Source organism: Synechococcus sp. JA-3-3Ab (assembly GCF_000013205.1).
Classification (GTDB): Bacteria; Cyanobacteriota; Cyanobacteriia; order Thermostichales; family Thermostichaceae; genus Thermostichus.
Genome location: NC_007775.1, coordinates 1,881,948 through 1,899,208 on the forward strand (window position 1 = coordinate 1,881,948; position 17,261 = coordinate 1,899,208).

Annotated in this window: 12 protein-coding genes and 1 tRNA gene; 6 read left to right on the forward strand and 7 right to left on the reverse strand. The window is 59.0% G+C overall.

Features of this window, described 5'->3' with window-relative positions; genetic code table 11:
• Positions 1–5: 5 nt before the first annotated feature.
• Positions 6–1,190 (forward strand): ABC transporter permease DevC, encoded by a 1,185-nt coding sequence (gene devC, locus CYA_RS08845; RefSeq protein WP_011430701.1) that lies wholly within the window; start codon positions 6–8, stop codon positions 1,188–1,190.
• 178 nt (positions 1,191–1,368) lie between these two features.
• On the forward strand, positions 1,369–2,106 hold the full coding sequence (locus CYA_RS08850) for a DevA family ABC transporter ATP-binding protein (RefSeq protein WP_011430702.1): 738 nt from the start codon (positions 1,369–1,371) through the stop codon (positions 2,104–2,106).
• Here CYA_RS08850 and CYA_RS08855 read toward each other — a convergent pair.
• Both CYA_RS08855 and alaS read right to left on the reverse strand, forming a co-directional pair.
• The gene (locus tag CYA_RS08855; RefSeq protein WP_041438425.1) at positions 2,103–3,071 is read right to left on the reverse strand and encodes a GDP-L-fucose synthase family protein; all 969 of its coding nucleotides are present in this window, start codon (positions 3,069–3,071) and stop codon (positions 2,103–2,105) included. The two genes, CYA_RS08850 and CYA_RS08855, sit on opposite strands and share 4 nt — an antisense overlap.
• 50 nt (positions 3,072–3,121) lie before the next feature.
• Positions 3,122–5,773 (reverse strand): alanine--tRNA ligase, encoded by a 2,652-nt coding sequence (gene alaS, locus CYA_RS08860; protein WP_011430704.1) that lies wholly within the window; start codon positions 5,771–5,773, stop codon positions 3,122–3,124.
• 286 nt (positions 5,774–6,059) lie between these two features.
• Here alaS and CYA_RS08865 point away from each other — a divergent pair, with 286 nt between their 5' ends.
• On the forward strand, positions 6,060–7,733 hold the full coding sequence (locus CYA_RS08865; protein ID WP_011430705.1) for a serine/threonine-protein kinase: 1,674 nt from the start codon (positions 6,060–6,062) through the stop codon (positions 7,731–7,733).
• A gap of 18 nt (positions 7,734–7,751) precedes the next feature.
• On the opposite strand, the gene CYA_RS08870 is transcribed toward CYA_RS08865, so the two are convergent.
• On the reverse strand, positions 7,752–8,243 hold the full coding sequence (locus tag CYA_RS08870; protein WP_011430706.1) for a hypothetical protein: 492 nt from the start codon (positions 8,241–8,243) through the stop codon (positions 7,752–7,754).
• A gap of 49 nt (positions 8,244–8,292) precedes the next feature.
• Between CYA_RS08870 and CYA_RS08875 the strand changes: the two genes are divergently transcribed.
• Positions 8,293–8,366 (forward strand) — tRNA-Asp (locus CYA_RS08875).
• 83 nt (positions 8,367–8,449) lie between these two features.
• Positions 8,450–9,511 carry a histidinol-phosphate transaminase gene (locus tag CYA_RS08880; protein WP_011430707.1) on the forward strand — a complete coding sequence of 354 codons (1,062 nt, stop codon included), beginning with the start codon at positions 8,450–8,452 and terminating at the stop codon, positions 9,509–9,511.
• Positions 9,512–9,534: 23 nt separating this feature from the next.
• On the opposite strand, the gene CYA_RS08885 is transcribed toward CYA_RS08880, so the two are convergent.
• Positions 9,535–13,662, reverse strand: coding sequence for a hypothetical protein (locus tag CYA_RS08885; RefSeq protein ID WP_228375254.1), 4,128 nt, complete (start codon positions 13,660–13,662; stop codon positions 9,535–9,537).
• Between the two features lie 504 nt (positions 13,663–14,166).
• Here CYA_RS08885 and CYA_RS08890 point away from each other — a divergent pair.
• Positions 14,167–14,640, forward strand: coding sequence for an Hsp20/alpha crystallin family protein (locus CYA_RS08890; RefSeq protein ID WP_011430710.1), 474 nt, complete (start codon positions 14,167–14,169; stop codon positions 14,638–14,640).
• 46 nt (positions 14,641–14,686) lie between these two features.
• Here the strand turns inward: CYA_RS08890 and CYA_RS08895 are convergent, their stop codons facing one another.
• The 3 genes from CYA_RS08895 to CYA_RS14165 are packed head-to-tail and all read right to left on the reverse strand — an operon-like array spanning position 14,687 to position 17,250.
• Positions 14,687–15,469 (reverse strand): SAM hydrolase/SAM-dependent halogenase family protein, encoded by a 783-nt coding sequence (locus CYA_RS08895; protein WP_011430711.1) that lies wholly within the window; start codon positions 15,467–15,469, stop codon positions 14,687–14,689.
• 52 nt (positions 15,470–15,521) lie between these two features.
• Positions 15,522–16,769, reverse strand: coding sequence for an RNA-guided endonuclease InsQ/TnpB family protein (locus CYA_RS08900; RefSeq protein ID WP_148203197.1), 1,248 nt, complete (start codon positions 16,767–16,769; stop codon positions 15,522–15,524).
• Positions 16,657–17,250: an IS607 family transposase gene (locus CYA_RS14165; protein WP_011430713.1), complete on the reverse strand. Its 594-nt coding sequence runs from the start codon at positions 17,248–17,250 to the stop codon at positions 16,657–16,659. The genes CYA_RS08900 and CYA_RS14165 overlap by 113 nt, the downstream gene beginning before the upstream one ends.
• Positions 17,251–17,261: the final 11 nt, after the last annotated feature.

Consider the following 17,261-nt stretch of genomic DNA (forward strand, 5'->3'; position numbering starts at 1 on the left):
GGGGAATGTCCGGCCTGTTCAGCGTAGCGTTTATCGGGCGGCGCATCCCCTTGGCCTGGCTGCAGTTGACGCGGGAGAAGATCCGCCTGCTGGTGGCCCTGGCGGGCATTGCCTTTGCTTGCATCTTGATGTTCATGCAGTTGGGCTTCCAAGACAGTCTGCTGGAAAGCGCCATCCGCTTCCACGTCGCCCTCAAAGGGGAGATCTTCCTGGTCAGCCCCCAGTCCAACGCCCTCATTGCCATGAACACCTTTTCCCAGCGGCGGCTCTACCAGGCGTTGGGCTTTGAGGGGGTACGGGCCATCTCGCCCGTCTATGTGGGCTTTGCCCTCTGGAAAAACCCCCAGACCCGCCGCACCCGCAGCATCTTTGTGGTGGGGGTGGATCCCTCTGCCGACCTGCTGGAGTTGCCGGAGCTGACCCCCGACAAGTTGGAGGAGATCAAGAAAGCAGACGTGGTGCTCTTCGACCGCCGCTCCCGCAGCGAGTTTGGCCCCATCCCGGAGTGGTTTGAGGCCGGTCGAGAAGTTTTTACTGAAGTAGGCAACCGCCGCGTCCAGGTGGGGGGCCTGTTCAAGATGGGGGCCACCTTTGGCGCCGATGGCACCATCCTCACCAGCGACCTCAACTTCCTGCGCATCTTTCCTCAGCGGGAGCGCGGCCTGGTGGATATCGGCGTAGTGCAGCTGCAGCCGGGAGTGGATCCCCAGCCGTTGGTGCAGCAGATGCGGGCCTTGCTGCCGGAAGATGTGCGGGTGCTGTCGCGGGCAGAGTTTATCGATATGGAGCAAAGCTACTGGGAGGAGGGCACGGCCATCGGCTTTATTTTCGGCCTGGGGGTGGCCATGGGCTTCATCGTCGGCATTGTGATTGTCTATCAGATCCTCTACACCGATGTATCCGATCACCTGGCGGAATATGCCACCCTCAAGGCCATGGGCTACACGGATACTTACCTGTTGGGGGTGGTGTTTCAAGAAGCTATTTTGCTGGCCGGCTTGGGGTATATTCCAGCTTTTGCCCTGGCAGTTTTGCTCTACGATTTGACGGCCAATGCTACGTTGCTGCCGATCGCCATGACCTTCAACCGGGCGGTGTTGGTGCTGCTGCTGGCAGTGAGCATGTGCTTTATCTCGGGGGCCATTGCCGTGCGGCGGCTGCGGGCAGCCGATCCCGCCGACATTTTCTAAGTTTTGGCAAGAATGGAGGAGGCAGATGGATTGTTGAATAGCTTGATCAACTGCCCAAAGACTTCTGGGATCCCTTCAATAGGCTTCTGGATGGTTCAATCGCGGCGGTTCCGATGATGGCCCAAGCGGTTACTGAATTGAATTGTCAACCCAAGTTGTTTGAGATTTTGAGCTCCCTATGCTGCCTTCCCTTCTCGATCAAGCTGCCCTCGCTTCCACCCAACATGCCGTTGAGCCGGTGGTCAAAGCCGAAGGGGTGAACCACTACTTTGGCGAGGGATCCCTGCGCAAGCAAGTGCTTTTTGACATCAACTTCGTTTTGCAGCCGGGGGAGATCGTGTTGTTGACCGGCCCCTCTGGCTCCGGCAAGACCACGCTGCTCACGCTCCTGGGAGCTTTGCGCTCGGTGCAAGAGGGCAGCCTGCGGGTGTTGGGGCAGGAGCTGCGGGGCGCTAAGCCCAACACCCTCATCCAGATCCGCCGCCAGGTGGGGTACATCTTCCAGGCCCACAACCTGCTGCGCTCCCTGACGGCGGCCCAAAATGTGCGCATGGCCCTGGAGCTGCACAACGGCCTTTCTCCTCAACAGGTGCAGCAGCAGGCAGAAGCGATGCTGGCGGCGGTGGGTTTGGGGGATCGCGTCCACTACTACCCGGAGCAGCTTTCGGGAGGGCAGAAGCAGCGGGTAGCCATCGCGCGGGCCCTGGTCAGCCACCCCAAGTTGGTGCTGGCCGACGAGCCGACCGCAGCCCTGGACAGCAAGTCGGGCCGCGAGGTGGTGACCCTGATGGAGAAGTTGGCGCGAGAGCAGGGCTGCACCATCCTCATGGTGACCCACGACAACCGCATCCTCGACATTGCCGACCGGGTGTTGCACATGGAGGATGGCCGCCTGGAGAGCCAGGTTGTTGCCTAGTTTGCCGGGGCGTGGCGGCGGTACCACTCGATGGTGCGCTGCAGCCCCTCCCGCAGGCTCACCTTGGCCACAAAACCTATCCTCTCGCGGGCTTTGGAGACGTCCAAGCAGCGGCGCGGCTGGCCGTTGGGCCTGTCGGTTTGCCAGCGGATCTCGCCCCGAAACTCCATCAGCTCGCAGATGAGGGCGATGAGATCCCGAATGGAGATCTCCTCGCCGGTGCCCAAATTGAGTGGCTCAGGGCTGTTGTAGAGCTGGGTGGCCAGGAGAATTCCCCGAGCCGCATCTTCGGCGTAGAAAAACTCGCGGGTGGGGCTGCCATCTCCCCACACCTCGACGTAGTTCTGGCCCCGCTGCTGGGCTTCATGCACCTTGCGGATCAAGGCCGGGATCACGTGGGAGCTTTCCGGATCGAAGTTGTCCATGGGGCCGTAGAGGTTTACCGGCAGGAGGTAGATGCCGTTGAAGCCGTACTGCTGCCGGTAGGCCTGCAGTTGCACCAGCAGGGCTTTCTTGGCGATGCCGTAGGGGGCGTTGGTCTCCTCCGGGTAGCCGTTCCAGAGATCTTCTTCCTTGAAGGGGACGGGGGTGAACTTGGGATAGGCGCAGATGGTGCCCACGCAGACAAACTTCTCCACCCCCGCCAGGTAGGCGGCGTGGATGAGCTGGGATCCCATGATCAGGTTGTCGTAGAAGAGCTCCGCCGGCTTGGCCTGGTTGAGGCCGATGCCGCCCACATGGGCCGCCAAATGGATGACGACATCTTGTCCCTGCACCACCTCTTGGCAGACCTCCCAGCGGCGCAGGTCGTGGGTGCGGGAGCGTGGGATCCGCACCTGCTCCGGCTTGACCCCCAGGAGTTGCAACTGCTGCAGGACGTGTTTGCCCAAAAAGCCGCTCCCTCCGGTAAGCAAGATGCGCTTTTGGCTGAGATCGATGGCACTGGACAAGCTGTTGGGCGTCATGGCTGGCGCGGAAAATCCCCGGCTTTCATTATGGGGTAAGGCGGCAGCTTCTAACTGCCCAAGCCTGAAGACAGCTCTGCCTGTAGCCGCTCCTGGGCCACCTGCAGGGCTTGGGCCAGTTTCTCTGGCTGTTTGCCGCCGGCCTGGGCCAGGTTGGGCCGCCCACCGCCACCGCCGCCTGTCAGCTTGGCGATCTCGCCGATAAAGGAGCCCGCTTTGAGACCAAGTTTCTGCACCGCCGGGCTAAAAGCCGCAACCAGGCTGACCTTGCCAGCTTCCGGCACCGATCCCAGCACCACTGCCCCTTCTCCCAGTTTGTGGAGCAGATGTTCGGCAGCAGTTTTCAGCGCCTCGGGGGGAGTGGATCCCAGTTCCGCCGCCAAGATCTGCAGATTGCCAACAGCTACAGCCTGGGGCAGGAGCCGCTCTGCCTGCAGCAAGGCCAATTGGCTGCGCGCCTCCTCGAGCGCCCTCTGGGCGGCCTTCAGCTCCGCCTGCAAAGCCGCCACCCGCTCCGGGATCTCCTGGGGCTTGGCCTTGAATTGGGCGCTCAGCTCCCGCACGACGCTATCCCGCTCGTTTAGGTATTCCAGCACCGCCGGCCCAGCTACCGCCTCGATGCGGCGGATCCCGGCCGCTACGCCACTCTCGGAGATGATCTTGAACAGGCCGATCTCGGCAGTGTTGCTGACGTGGGTGCCGCCACAGAGCTCCATTGACACCCCCGGAAAGTCAACCACCCGTACCTCGGCCCCGTATTTTTCCCCAAACATGGCGATTGCCCCTCTGGCTTTGGCCTCGGCCAGGGGCATGATGGAGACTTGCGCAGGATGGGCCTCGGCAATCCAGGTGTTGACCAGATCCTCAACCTGCTGCAGCTCTTCGGGGGTGAGGGGACGCGAGAGGGTAAAGTCGAAACGCAGCCGGTCAAAAGCCACTAGAGATCCCGCCTGGCTAATAGAGGGATCGACAACCTTTTTCAGGGCTGCCTGCAGCAGGTGGGTGGCTGTGTGGTGGGCCTGGGCGCGCCGCCGGCAGGCCAGGTCAATCTGGGCCTGCACCGGATCCCCCACCCGCAGGATCCCCCGTTCTACCCAGCCAAAGTGGACAAACAGATCCCCCCGCTTCTGCACATCCTCCACCCGCACCAACACTCCGTCGCCGGCCAGGTAGCCGCGATCCCCGATTTGGCCCCCGGACTCCGCATAAAAAGGCGTGCGATCCAAAACCACCTGCACCGACTGCCCGGCCTCTACCTGGGGCACCGACTTCCCTTCCACCAGCAGGGCCTCCACCACGCCGCGGGCAGAAGACTGGCTGTAGCCCAAAAACTCCGTCTCGATTAAAAACTCGGCCAGCTCGTCCAGGGATCCCTGGGCCGTGACGTCGAGGGTTTGGTGGGCGGCGCGGGCCCGCTGCCGCTGTTTTTCCATCTCTTGCTCGAAGCCCTGCACATCCACGCTAAAGCCGCGCTCCTGGGCAATTTCCTGGGTCAGCTCCAACGGGAAGCCGTAGGTGTCGAAGAGCTTGAAGGCGTCGGCACCCGAGATCTGCTTGGGCGCGCCACTGGCCGTGACGTTGGCAAACAGATCAAACAGCAGCCGTTCCCCCCGCTCCAGGGTCTTGAGAAACTGCTCCTCTTCCCGCTGCAGCTCGGCCTTGATCACCGCCTCCCGCTCCCGCACCTCCGGATAGGCGGCCTCCGCCAACTGGATGGCCGTCTCCACCACCGGCAGGGTAAAGGGCTCGCCGATCCCCAAGAGGCGCCCGTGGCGCACCATCCGCCGGATCAGCCGCCGCAGCACATAGCCCCGGTCCACGTTGGAGGGGATCACCCCATCGGCAATGAGATGCATCACCGCCCGCGCGTGATCCCCAATTACCTTGAGGGAGACTTTCTGCTCGGGGCTGGCCTGGAAGTAGTCCACCCGGGCAATCTCGGCCGCCTTCTGCACAATAGGGAAGATCAAATCGGTCTCATAGTTGTTGGGGACTCCCTGCAGCACCTGAGCCAGCCGCTCCAGTCCCAGGCCGGTGTCGATGTTTTGCCTGGCCAAGGGAGTGAGGCGGCCCTCGCTGTCCCGGTTCAGCTCCATGAACACCAGGTTGTAGATCTCCAAAAAGCGAGAGTCGTCCCCTAGGTCGATCTGCTCATCCCCCAGCTCCGGCTTGAAGTCGTAGTAGATCTCCGAGCAAGGGCCACAGGGGCCGGTGGGGCCGGCAGCCCAGAAGTTGTCCTCCTCCCCCATGCGCCGGATGCGGTGGGGTGGGATCCCGATCGCATCGCGCCAGAGGGCAAAGGCCTCCTCATCTTCTCGAAAGACGCTCACCACCAGGCGCTCCGGCGGCAGGCCAAACACCTCTGTCACCAGCTCCCAGGCCCAGGTGATGGCTTCTTTTTTGAAGTAGTCGCCAAAGCTGAAGTTGCCCAGCATCTCAAAAAACGTGTGGTGGCGGGCCGTCCGTCCCACGTTCTCGATGTCGTTGGTGCGCACGCATTTCTGGGCAGTCGTGACCCGTGGGTACTGTGGATCCTGATGGCCGAGGAAAATCGGCTTGAAGGGCAGCATGCCGGCGATGGTCAGCAGCACCGTCGGATCCTCCGGCACCAAGGAGGCGCTGGGCAATACCTGATGGCCCCGCTGGGCGTAGAAATCCAGAAAAGCCTGCCGGATGGCGGCACCGGAGAAGGATGGAGACATGGCCAAGGCAAAGGGTAACTGTATTGATCAATTCTAGGTTTTTTGGCTCTGGGGCAGTTGAACTCCCGCTCTCGGATGGGGCCAGTGTCGCTCCCCAAAGCGACACAATCTAAGCGATTTCTCTGATTGAGCCCAAGTGGGCAAACGCTAGGATCAGCCTGTTCGAGGCGGATGCGCAAGATTTTTCTCTCCTTGGTCTAGGCTAGATGTATCTCTGGCAACTTGCTTGCCCGCCCATCGGCCCCGTCTCGGTTACCTAGACGTCAGCCGGTAGCGCTTGAATGATATGCCCAACTGCTACTGCCTCAATCCGGACTGTCTGCGGCCGGAAAATCCCCCGGCTGCCTCCACCTGTGCCTTCTGCGGGCAGCCGCTGCTGCTGCGCAATCGCTATCGCGCCTTCAAGCGTCTGGGGCAGGGGGGATTTGGCGCCACCTTCTTGGCCCGCGATGAGGACATGCCCTCCAAGCCCTGGCGGGTGATCAAGCAGTTGCGCCCGGCTGAAAATTCGCCCCAACTGGCCAGGCTGGCGGAGGAACTGTTTAACCGCGAGGCCGAGGTGTTGGAGCGCCTGGGGGAGCACTCGCAAATCCCCAAGCTCTACGCCCACTTCCAAGAAGGCGGCAAATTCTACTTGGTGCAGGAGTTTATTGAGGGGATCACGCTTGCCCAGGAGATGCGGCGCAACGGGCCTTTTTCCGAAGAACAGGCTCGGCAGGTGATGCAGGAGGTGCTGCTCATCCTCAGCTATGTCCACAGCCACAACACCGTCCACCGCGACATCAAGCCGGCCAACCTGATTCGCCGCAAAGAAGATGGCCGCCTGGTGCTAATCGACTTTGGGGCGGTGAAGCAGCTTGGGCCAGGCCACACGTTGTCGGAGGAGGGAACGGCCATTCGCTCCCTGGGCTTTTCTCCGCCGGAGCAGATGGCCGGCCAGGCGGTAGGCCCCGCCAGCGATCTCTACGCGCTGGCCGCCACCTGCCTCAACTTGATGACCCTGGAGTCGCCGGCCAAGTTTTACGACCACAACACGGGCCAATGGGATTGGTCGGATCGCCTGCAGCTCAGCCCCGAGTTCGACGCCATTTTGCGCCGCATGCTGCACCCGGTTATCAGCCAGCGCTTTGCCACGGCTACCGAGGCGTTGCGGGCTCTGCAAGGGATCCCGGTGCAGGAGGGCCCGCCTTCCTCGCCGGTCATCTTGCCCCCTTCTCCCTTGACTGCCGGCTCCAGCCCGTTGCTGATCTCCGACCATTGGACCAGACGCCGTTCAACCTCTCCCCCCCCTGCCCGAACAGATGGGTTCTCGCCTACGCCGCTCCCTCGGCCCGGCGCGGGAGACATGCTGCCCCTGGGATCGGTTCCCACCGGCTGGGGGAGCACCACCGGTTTTACCCAACTGGGCCAAGCCAGCCGCATCACCGGCGGCGGGCAGATCAAGCCAGCCACCCCGCCGCGCATCCCGTCTTTGGCGGGGGCGGATCTGCGGGGCAAGTCTTTTGCCAACCAGAACTTAGCCGGTTACGACTTGCGCTGCGCCGACCTGCGGGGGGCCGATTTTTCGGGGGCCAACCTGCAGGGAGCCGATCTGCGCGGGATCCGCTTCAACACACCGCAACCCCGCTGGCTGCGCTTTTTGAGCCGGCTCCTCGGCTCGGCCAAAACCTTGGGCGAGATCCTAGCAGGCCTGGGAGGGCTCTTGGGAGCCGGGAGCCTGGCGTTTTTGCTCGTCCATCTCGCCACGCGCAATGTGGTTTATGCCTTGGGGGCGGCTGGGATGGCTTTGGTGGTAGCCGGGTCGGTGCTCTGGTCTGCAGGCGGCAGAACTTCCCTGCCACGCCAAGCCGAAGAAAAGGGCAAGCGCTTCACCAGCTTTTACAAAGCGGATCTGCGAGGGGCACAGATGGATAGGAAGCTGCGGGAGTTCGCCCGCCGCCAGGGTGCCATCTTGAGCTAGAGCAGATCCGTTCCCGCCTTAGGCTATGGGAGGAAGGCCTCTGCGGAGGGCCTGGCTCACCTGCTCCGCCAGAGGTCGGCAGGCCACGGCTTTCCCTTGCCGCCGATCCCCTGCCTGGTCGTAAAAGACGATGCCTTCGGCGCGGGAAAGGCCCAGGGCCAAAAACAGCAGCTCCAAAACCCCAAAGGAGGTGGCCTCTAAGTCCGGCGCTTGCTGCCGAAGTTCCGCCAGCGTGGCTTGGGCATCTTCCAGGTGGCCAAAGGCCGGGATCCACAGATGGCCGGGGGGCTCGGGTTCTGGGGGGGAGTCCGCCCCGGCGGAGCTTTCCACCACCCGCACCGTCAGCCAGCCACCATCGGGGTAGCGCAAGGTGGTGTACTGCAGGTGATCCAGGTGTTGGGCCACCTGGGTGAGCACCTCCGCCACCTGCTGCATCGCCGCTGTCGGGATCCCGTTCTGCGGGGCCTCCTCTACCAGCGTTGCTGCCTGGGCCGCCAGACTAGATACCATGATTGACAACCATCCTCATCTAAGTTCAGAATAGGTATTCGCAGCTCCTGGGGCTGTAGTTCAATTGGTTAGAGCACCGCCCTGTCACGGCGGAAGTTGCGGGTTCGAGCCCCGTCAGCCCCGTACCTGTTAGGAACACTGTAGCCTACATCGGCAAGCGGGTCAGCCCTGCTATTATAGGTACCTTGCTCCGTTAGGGTAGGGAGATGTGTGCCTTGCGGTATCTGCGCCCGGATTTGCTTCACCTCAAGCCCTATGATGCCGTGCCGCCCCAAGCTGCCGACAAGTTGGATGCAAACGAGTTTCCCTGGGATTGGCCGGTGGGCTTCAAGCAGAAACTCTCCCTCCTCTGGGAAAAAGGGATCCCCAGCAACCGCTACCCCGATGCTCATCACCAGGGCCTCAAGCAGGCCATCGCCGCCTATGCCGGGGCAGATCCGGCCCAGATTAGCCTGGGCAACGGTTCCGACGAGCTAATCCGCTCCCTGCTCATCGCCACCTGTGTGGGCGAGCGGGGCAGCGTTTTGGTTGCAGAGCCCACCTTTTCCATGTACGCCATCCTAGCCCAGAGCCTGGGGATCCCGGTGGTGCGGGTGCCCCGCCATCCCGAGACGTTTGCTCTGGATCTGGGGCGGTGTCAACAGGCCGTAGCGGAGCAGCGGGTGCGGGTGGTGTGCTTGGTAGATCCCAATTCGCCCACCGGCAATGGCCTGAGCACCGCTGAGTGGGAGTGGGTTGAAGGGTTGCCCGCCGAGATTTTGGTGATCCTCGATGAGGCCTATTTTGAGTTCAGCCAGCACACGGCCCTGCCCAAGCTGGCGGAGCACCCCAACTGGGTTATCTTGCGCACCTTCTCCAAAGCCTTTCGCCTGGCAGCTCACCGGGTGGGCTATGCCATCGGCCATCCGCAGCTTATCCAGGTGCTGGACTCCATCCGCCTGCCCTACAATCTCTCGGCCATCTCCCAGTGGGCCGTTCAGATCGCCCTGGAACATGCCGAGGAGTTTTTGGCCGACCTACCCCTCATCCGTCAGGAACGAGATGCCCTCTACCAAGCCCTGCAGGAACTGCCGGGGGTGCGGGTGTGGCCCAGCCAGGCCAATTTTCTCTACTTCCGGGTGGCAGGATGGGATCCCCAGGATCTGCAGCGGGCCTGGCAAGAGCTGGGAACTTGTGTGCGCTGTACCGGCGGCGGGCTGCGCCTAACGGTGGGCACCCCTGAAGAAAACCAACGCGCCCTGGAGCGGCTGCGGCAGATCTTGCGGTAGTTGGCTCTACTTCCAACTCCTTCTCAACCTGGGCCGAGCAATCGCTGAATCAGGCTATGAACTTGCTGGAGCTGCCTCTCGTTGAGCCGCTTCAGTTCCTCGCGGATTGCCACTTGCAGTCTCTGAGCTTCAGTTTGCTCCCGCTGCAGCAGCCAACTTTGAACAGGGCTGGGGTGCTCCACGAAGTCATGTGGCCAGGGATCCCATTCCTCCAGCTCGGGCTCTGCCTGGGGCAGTTGCTCACGCCAGCGCTCTTGAGCGCGGCTAAACTCCTCCGCCAAAAGATCGGTCGGTCGTCCCTCCGCCTGCAGAGAATCTCTGTACTTCTTGTGAACCAAAAGCCAGCGCTGCCGAATCTGAGAGCGTTGCCATCTTGGGATTCTACCGATTCTGTTTTCAGCAAAGCGCTCATAAAACCTGAGCGCATCTCGGTAGCAGCCCAGTCGCTCGTAGGCTAGGCCCACCTCCAGCGGCTGCAGCCACCAAGCGTGCTCCCCGCGCACACTGCTTACCACTTCCTGCAGAAAATCCCGCAGTCCAGGGAGCTTCCACCTCAGCTCATCCCAGTTGGTTTCCATGTCTCGAGCCATGCTGGCCACCAACTCGTAGTCATGTCCGCGCTGCCACGCCTGTGGGTGGGCCTGAACCACTTCCCAAAGCCTGCACCACTCGCGGCGCCGGATCAGGATTCGCAGCAGCAGCGGCCACTCTTTCAAGCGCTCCAGGCTGAGAATGACGTCGTTGATGTACTCCTCCCACTCGCCCGCGAGGGGACGTCCCGCCTCCTGCCATTTGCTGACCACTGCTGCGTCCTGCCGGTCTTTGGATAGCCACCTCACCTGGCCAGGCGGCTTCTCCAATTGGATCTTGGCTCGGTAGTAGCGGGAATGCTCCGTTTGGCCACCTTGATCCCAAATGGCAACTGCCTCCTCAAGTTTTTGTTGCTGGAAATAACAGATGCCGAGAATCTTGTGATATTGCCCTGCGAACGGCTGCCGCTGGCCAAGAAAGGCCAAACGCTCCCTCAAAGCCTCAAGAGTCTCTTGCCAAAAAAGTTCACGATCCTCCGGCTTAGGACAAAAAGTCCCTAGGTTATCGAAAACTTCCTCCAGCTCCGCCAAAAACTTCTCCACACAAACCTTCCAAGTCAGATCCGAATGCTTCGGGCTGACCTCAACGCTCAACCAATCTCGCACTCGAACTATCTGTCGAAAGCGCTCCATGGACTTGGCAGAGCTGCTTTGGGTTACCACCATCAAATCCACCAGAGGACCGTAGTTAGGGATCTCGGAGCACCTGGCAAAGTGAGTAGAACGATGCTGCTGCAACTCTGACCAAGCTTTTGCCTTCCAAAAGCACTCCCAGGCTTCTCGGATGAGATTTCTATTGGGTAGGGCGGATCTTTCCAAGCTTAAAAACTGACGGCCTGCAGAAACGTAATCCCTCTGCAGCTTGAGGATCCAAGCTTGGCATTCCTGTTCTAATTTCTGGTTGCCTGCCTGCCGAGCAAAGGCGCGCGCATCTTCCAAGAGCTCAGGATTTCCCTCCTCTACCCCTTGCCTAAGAAACCCAAGAGCCAAGTCCAGCACATCCTGTAAGTTTTTATCCGTCCAGTATTGGATGCCAGTGCCTTGAGCGAAGCCGGCCAGTACAGGCGGATGCGTTTGCCATTGGGATCGATCGGGCTGCAAATGAGAGTGATTGAGCCAAAAGTCAATCTCCAAGGCAGGATCCCAGAATTCCCGCCAGCCGGCTGCAGTATCCACAACAGCTAAGGCTTCGATGGGGCGGGTAATACCAACGTATAGCTGGTTGAGAAAATAATGTAGTTGCAGGGATACCTTCTCTGCAGCTTCTTGAGCGTAGTGGTTAAGCCTTCGGCTAAAGTTTTGTCGATAGCAGTCGCCAAACTTGTAGAGAATGATCTTTTTGAACTCCATGCCCTTGACAGCGGTAACAGTCTGCAGCAGCGCCGGCTTGAGATTTTGCTCCAGCTCTTCGGCAAAAACCCTCTGGAGGTCGGGATCTTGGCGCACGTAGTCCAGCTCCTCTCCTATAGAACAAGGCAGGATGCAAACTGTACCCGTGCTGTTCCTGAGCATACTCCTCAGCTCATGTTGAGTTAAGTTCTTGTCTTGGCCATCCAGTACAAACTTTTGAGCTGGCCTCCCCGGTTCCTGAAAACGCCAAGGCTGCTGTGGGCAAATCCCCCGATCATTGCTAAGAACTCGCCGCCACAAGTTGATAAGGTTGCTAAAACAAGTAATCTGAGGGCTACAGCGGTAATTATTTTTTAACTCCCGGGGACTTGGAATCTCGAGAGAATGGCCGGGCAACAAGTAAGCATGGATATGCTCGTAGAGATACCTCCTCAGGGCACCCCAACGAAATCCTGTAGGATTGATAGTTTGCAGAGGATCCCCAGCAAAAGCATAAGGTAAACGCTCGATAGCCCAATCCAACTTATATTTTCCCCAGGGGGACAAGCAGAAAACAATATTCAGTTCAAGCTGGGTAAAGTCTTGAACCTCATCACAGAAAATGACTGGGTGAATTGATCTAAGAAAACCATTCTGTAACACATCCCTAGCCAAATCTTGATCGTCCCAGTAGCTTCCGTAGGTAGTTCGTTCTTGATAACCCGGCCAAACTTGCTCGTATATTCGATCAAAGACTTCTACATTTACAGTGCGGTCGGCTTGAGGCAATTCCCGATAGCAATCTGGATCCAAGTAGTCGCTTACTCCATAGCCCTTGATCAGAGTACGAATCGTATGCCAAGCTAATTCTACATCACTGCGGCCGCGGTACCAGCTCCGGAATCGATAAAAATTGACATATCGCTCCGGTTGATAGCGTTCTTGTCTCTCTGGTGGAAGGCAGCTTAACAGGTAGTCCTGGAAGGTGCTAAAGAAAGCTTGACATCGCTCAATTTCCCCTTCTGAGAAGTCACTGCCTCTCTCTCGGTAACGATGGTTGACCCGCAAAATTGTACTTACCTTGCTGCGGGCTTGCTGTACTAGACTCGGGCTATAGGTTAAAAAGAGAGGACGGTACTGAAAGCTTCCTTTGCTTGAATCCTTCAGGTAATGGCTGCAGTAATCAGCAAAACGGTAATACAACATCAGAGATTTGCCGCTCCCAGCTCGCCCGTTGATTAGTAGAGGCATAGAGGTGCTTTGGAGAATTTCTTCTTCCTCCATCGACAAAGCTAAGTTCCCCTCTGTAGTCTCCTGGATTTCCAGCCAGACGTTTTCATCTGCAACCATGGAGTCGGGGTAGGCGCGGCGGGCATATCGCTTCCAAATCTCTAAAGATTGTGGGTGTTGGAGAATATCCGGCTGATCGGCCCCCCTCCCAAATAGGCAAGTTCGGCGCCCCAGGTCAAACCGCTCTCTCTGCTCCGGAGCGTGGTCGTAAACTCCAATTAAAAATGGAGATAAGACTTTTTCCTGCTCACATACCTGCACCAGGCTGATAGCCAGATGTATCGAGCCTTCCCGCCAGCACCTAACCTCAGTTTCTGGATAAAACAGTGGTAGTTTCCAGTAGAGATTCCCTTTCTCATCGCCAATGATGAATTGCTCTACCGCCCGATACACTTGGCGCCGCTGTTCTAGAGAAAGGGCTTGCACTTGCCGAACCCATTCCCCGCTTTCCAACACAAGCCGCTCCTGGCGGTTGGGAGTATTTAAAAACTGTGTCCAATCGTACAGTTCGTTGGGCGGAGGGAGGAGCTGGTTTTGCCGCGCTTCTTCTTGTTCATTTTCCGCTTGCCTTTGTGCCAGCCATGCCTGTAGCTGATCGTCAGACACCCAGTTCCTCACCCGCTCTTGATAGCTGGGATCCTGCCGCCGCTCCAGGAACTCTCGGTACTCGTGGCTGCCTCTCCCCCAAAGGCCAAACAAGACCAAAACCGGCACCTCTCCCAGATAGCGCAGATCAGCCACCAAGCGAACGTTGCGCCGGAGGTTGCGTTTCCAGTAGGGGTAGCGAACGTCGAACAACCGGCTTAAAAGGGTGCGATCCCCCTGCTCCAGCCGTTCTATCAGCTCCTCAAGGTTGTATGGCGCTCCTGCCTCCAAAACTTCTTCTGGGCAATACACGTACATGGGATCCCACTGCTCAAGCTGTCCTGGTTTGAAGGCCATCTTAGAGGCGGCCTGCCTTGTCTGTCAGGTCTCTCTCAAAACTTGCTACCAAACTGAGAGACTAACCAAACAACTTCAATTGAAGCTAGAGTTAGACTTTTAAGCTTTGATAAACTGTGCTGAACTGTTAGAGAATCCAGGCTGTTACCGCGCGGCCCTAACGCCGATGCCTCTGTCAAGCTGTCTGGCGGCAGCATTCTCAGCAGAAGCCGATCGAACCGGCAGAGAAAAGGTTGCGACAGGGATCCCGCTGGCTCTAGATGAGGTTGTCCAAAGTGAACTTTGGAGAAAGGTGATGGGATCCTCCCCTAGCTGGATCGGTTTGCCCTCCCTGCTGGCAACAGCGGTCTTGGATCATTGAAGCAGAACGGGGTTTGGATCCCATCTCGTCTCAATACAGCTTTTTCCGACGTGGGGGGAGTTCTGTAGAACGGTGGGATCCGGTTGTTACCCCTGTTGACCCGTTTTTCAAGAATTGTCCACCCTACTACCCAAGGAGCGGCTATGCAATTGGTTTACTTCACCCCCATCCTCGATGTGCGCGTGCAGCAAAGCACCCTTGACTTCCCGAGGCAGCAGAGCTCTGGAGAGCACCCTCGCACTTTCTTCCCCACGCCATTACAGGTTTGGGAGAGCGGCGAAGCCTACATCGTCCAGTTGTGGGCGCCGGGGGCCAATCGGGAACGCTTCCACATCGAGGCCACAGCCCAGCAGCTCTCCATCAGCGGTGAGATCCAGCTTCAAGGCCCTGAAGGTGCTGAATTACGCTACCAAGAGGTGGAGCCTCAGCCTTTTCAACGCACCCTCAAGCTAGCCAAAAGCATTCAGCCGGAAAAAGTCTCGGCCATCTACCGGGATGGCATTCTCACCCTCACCCTGCCCAAGGCCGATGCCGTGCGGGCGGTCAAAGTTCAGATAGGAACCTCAACTTCCGCAGCTGAGCCGGAAACTTTAACGGTGGAAAGCCAGCCTGCCTAGTCTCCCTTCTCCCCAAGCGAGAGGGGGCAGGGGGGAGGGAGTTCGGCTAGCTATCCCACTGCACGCGCACCTCGTCCCCTACTTTGAAATCCAAGGTGCGGCTGGCGTTGCCCCGGTTTTGCGCGATCTCCACCCAGCCGGAGCTGCCCACCAGGGCAAGCAGCTCGCCCTCGCTTCCCTCGGCAAAGGTGGCGGCGGAGCGGATGGTGATCCCCTTGATCCAGGCCCTCCAGTTGCGGCCCTCTACCCAGTTGCCAGGGAGAGTGGTGATGCCGTTGCCGAAGCGGTCGATGGACTGGATCACGCCGCGGCCGCCGTCGGGTTCTGCCTGAGGTGGCGGCCAGTCCCAGCGAACCAGCTCGGCCACATCCAAGGGATCCCCCAACTCTGCCAAGGGGATCCCGTTGGCCAGGTGGGCGGCCACGGGGGCAAAAATATCCCGCCCGTGAAAGGTACGGCTGGGGGAGGGGGTGCGCCAATAGCGGGGTCGGTTGAGTTCCACAGCAGCTAGAGGTGGGGATTGCTCCAGAACGCCGCTGAAGAGGCCATTGTCAGGGCCGACCAAATAGCCTCCTTGGGTTTGGATGGCCACCGCCCTTCGGCTGCTCCCCACCCCTGGATCTACCACCGCTAGGTGAATGGTTTCAGAAGGTAAATGGGGATAGGCCGTCATCAAGGCAAAACGGGCCGCTGCCACGTCCTGAGGCGGGATTTCGTGGCTAAGGTCGATAAACTGAACCTGGGGCGCGATCCCCCAAATCACCCCCTTCAGAATGCCCACGTAGGGATCCTGAAGACCAAAATCAGTGAGTAGGCTAATGACCTTCATTGGCGAGCTAAGCAGCGCTTGCCAGCCCTCTGGGAACTTTTAGCTGATACATTTACGCTGAACACTGCTGAGCATTACTGCTCAGCGGTGAAGCGATAGCATTCTGTCCGTTTCCGTTGTCACTACGCGATGCTGACGCGACCGCGCTACTCGGACGGAGTCCAAACAGAAAGGCGGTATCCCGCAAAGCCCTGAGCATAACACCCAGGGCGCCTTGCCAATCTCGTGGTAGCCTATGGTTGCACTTTGGGCATCTAAACACCTTTGCGCCACCCAACTTGGTGTGGATGTGCCCGCACTTGGTACAGGTTTTGCTGGTGTACGCTTCCGATACTTCCACGACAACCACGTTTTTCTTCTTGGCTTGAAACTTCAGGAGCTGCTTGAACCGGTAGTGCGCCCAGGTGAGCATCGCCCTTGCTGTCTTGCTACCAAACTTCCTCCCTGCCTTGGCAACCATCTTGGCTGACTCGAAAGTGGGGAGGAATATCAATCGGTAGTTATCCGTCAGGAACGCCGCTACCTTGCGATGGCACTCGTCCACCAAGTTCCTGATTCTCTCCCGCAGACGAAACGCCGCTTGCCGCATTCGCCTACGCTTGGGTCTCGGTGCTTTACTCAGCCTAGATTGCAGATCGTCTAGGTGGTAGCACAGCCGAACGATCCTGCCAAAGTCTCCCTTGGCGATATCTACAAAGCCCGCCCCATCAAACCCTGTAAGGAAGCTTCTTACTCCAGGATCAAGTGCGATCACCCCCTTTGCTAACGAACACTGCTCGTTCACGGGCTCAGGAAAGATGGCATACCATCTGTCTTTCACCCGCATTAGCTCAGTTCCACGTGCCCATTCTCTGGGCATCTCCTCGGATGCACGAAACGCCAAGCCTCGGGTGAGTTTCGGATACCACGTCCCATTGCGAAAGTTGCCGGCGTTGAATTGCAGCGTATGCGACCTGTCCCGCACACTGCGAAACCTCGCGTCTTTGCTTCGGCGAAACGCCAACCACGCCTCGACGACCGCGTTCTGCTTGATGTGGCAGGGGGCGTCCTTCACCCACTCGGGCAGGTCGGAGCGCAGGATGATGTCCCGCAGCTTTCTGGCCGTTTTTAGGGCACCATGCTGGCGCTGATAGGCAATCGCTTGGTTGTAGCAGTACCGGCACGCCGCTTGCCACCGCTTCCAAACTTTAGCCAGCGCTGGCTCCGGATAAATCCGTATCTTTCTCGATTGCAGCCCGGTATTTTCTGAGTCCGTAGAGCCGACTGCTGAAGCAGTGCAGGATGGTGAGGATATCCTCAACCAGTTCCTGCTGGGGAGAGAGGTGATCGTCATCGAGAACCAAGACTTCGCACCCGTATTGACGGCAGTACCACTCAACGAACTCAAATCCAAACCGGCAGAGTCGATCCCGGTGAGCGACCACAATTGTTCCGATATCTCCTGCACGGACTCGTTCCAATAAGGCAAGGAACTTTGGTCTTTTGAAGTCGAGACCGCCGCCAACCTCTCCGACCACTTCGGCTCCAGGATAGAGGTTAACCAGTCTTGCAATCTGTCTCTCCAAGTCTGACTTTTGCCCTCGACTGCTGACTCGGGCGTACAAAACGACTCGTTTGGCTTTCTTTGGCGTTCTGATGTAGCTGTCGAGGTCATACCTTCTTGCCCTACCAGATGGAGTACGTATTGCTTTGATCCAGCCCTTCTGTTCCCATCGCCTCAAGGTGTGGAGACACACCCCAAAATAATCCGCCGCTTCTCTCGGTTTTACATACCTAGCCATACCAAGCAGCC

Excerpts from the sequence above, each read along its gene's own strand:
- devC (WP_011430701.1), top strand. The coding sequence starts at position 6 with ATGTCCGGCCTGTTCAGCGTAGCGTTTATCGGGCGGCGCATCCCCTTG.
- CYA_RS08850 (WP_011430702.1), top strand. The coding sequence starts at position 1,369 with ATGCTGCCTTCCCTTCTCGATCAAGCTGCCCTCGCTTCCACCCAACAT.
- CYA_RS08855 (WP_041438425.1), bottom strand. The coding sequence starts at position 3,071 with ATGACGCCCAACAGCTTGTCCAGTGCCATCGATCTCAGCCAAAAGCGC.
- alaS (WP_011430704.1), bottom strand. The coding sequence starts at position 5,773 with ATGTCTCCATCCTTCTCCGGTGCCGCCATCCGGCAGGCTTTTCTGGAT.
- CYA_RS08865 (WP_011430705.1), top strand. The coding sequence starts at position 6,060 with ATGCCCAACTGCTACTGCCTCAATCCGGACTGTCTGCGGCCGGAAAAT.
- CYA_RS08870 (WP_011430706.1), bottom strand. The coding sequence starts at position 8,243 with ATGGTATCTAGTCTGGCGGCCCAGGCAGCAACGCTGGTAGAGGAGGCC.
- CYA_RS08880 (WP_011430707.1), top strand. The coding sequence starts at position 8,450 with ATGTGTGCCTTGCGGTATCTGCGCCCGGATTTGCTTCACCTCAAGCCC.
- CYA_RS08885 (WP_228375254.1), bottom strand. The coding sequence starts at position 13,662 with ATGGCCTTCAAACCAGGACAGCTTGAGCAGTGGGATCCCATGTACGTG.
- CYA_RS08890 (WP_011430710.1), top strand. The coding sequence starts at position 14,167 with ATGCAATTGGTTTACTTCACCCCCATCCTCGATGTGCGCGTGCAGCAA.
- CYA_RS08895 (WP_011430711.1), bottom strand. The coding sequence starts at position 15,469 with ATGAAGGTCATTAGCCTACTCACTGATTTTGGTCTTCAGGATCCCTAC.
- CYA_RS14165 (WP_011430713.1), bottom strand. The coding sequence starts at position 17,250 with ATGGCTAGGTATGTAAAACCGAGAGAAGCGGCGGATTATTTTGGGGTG.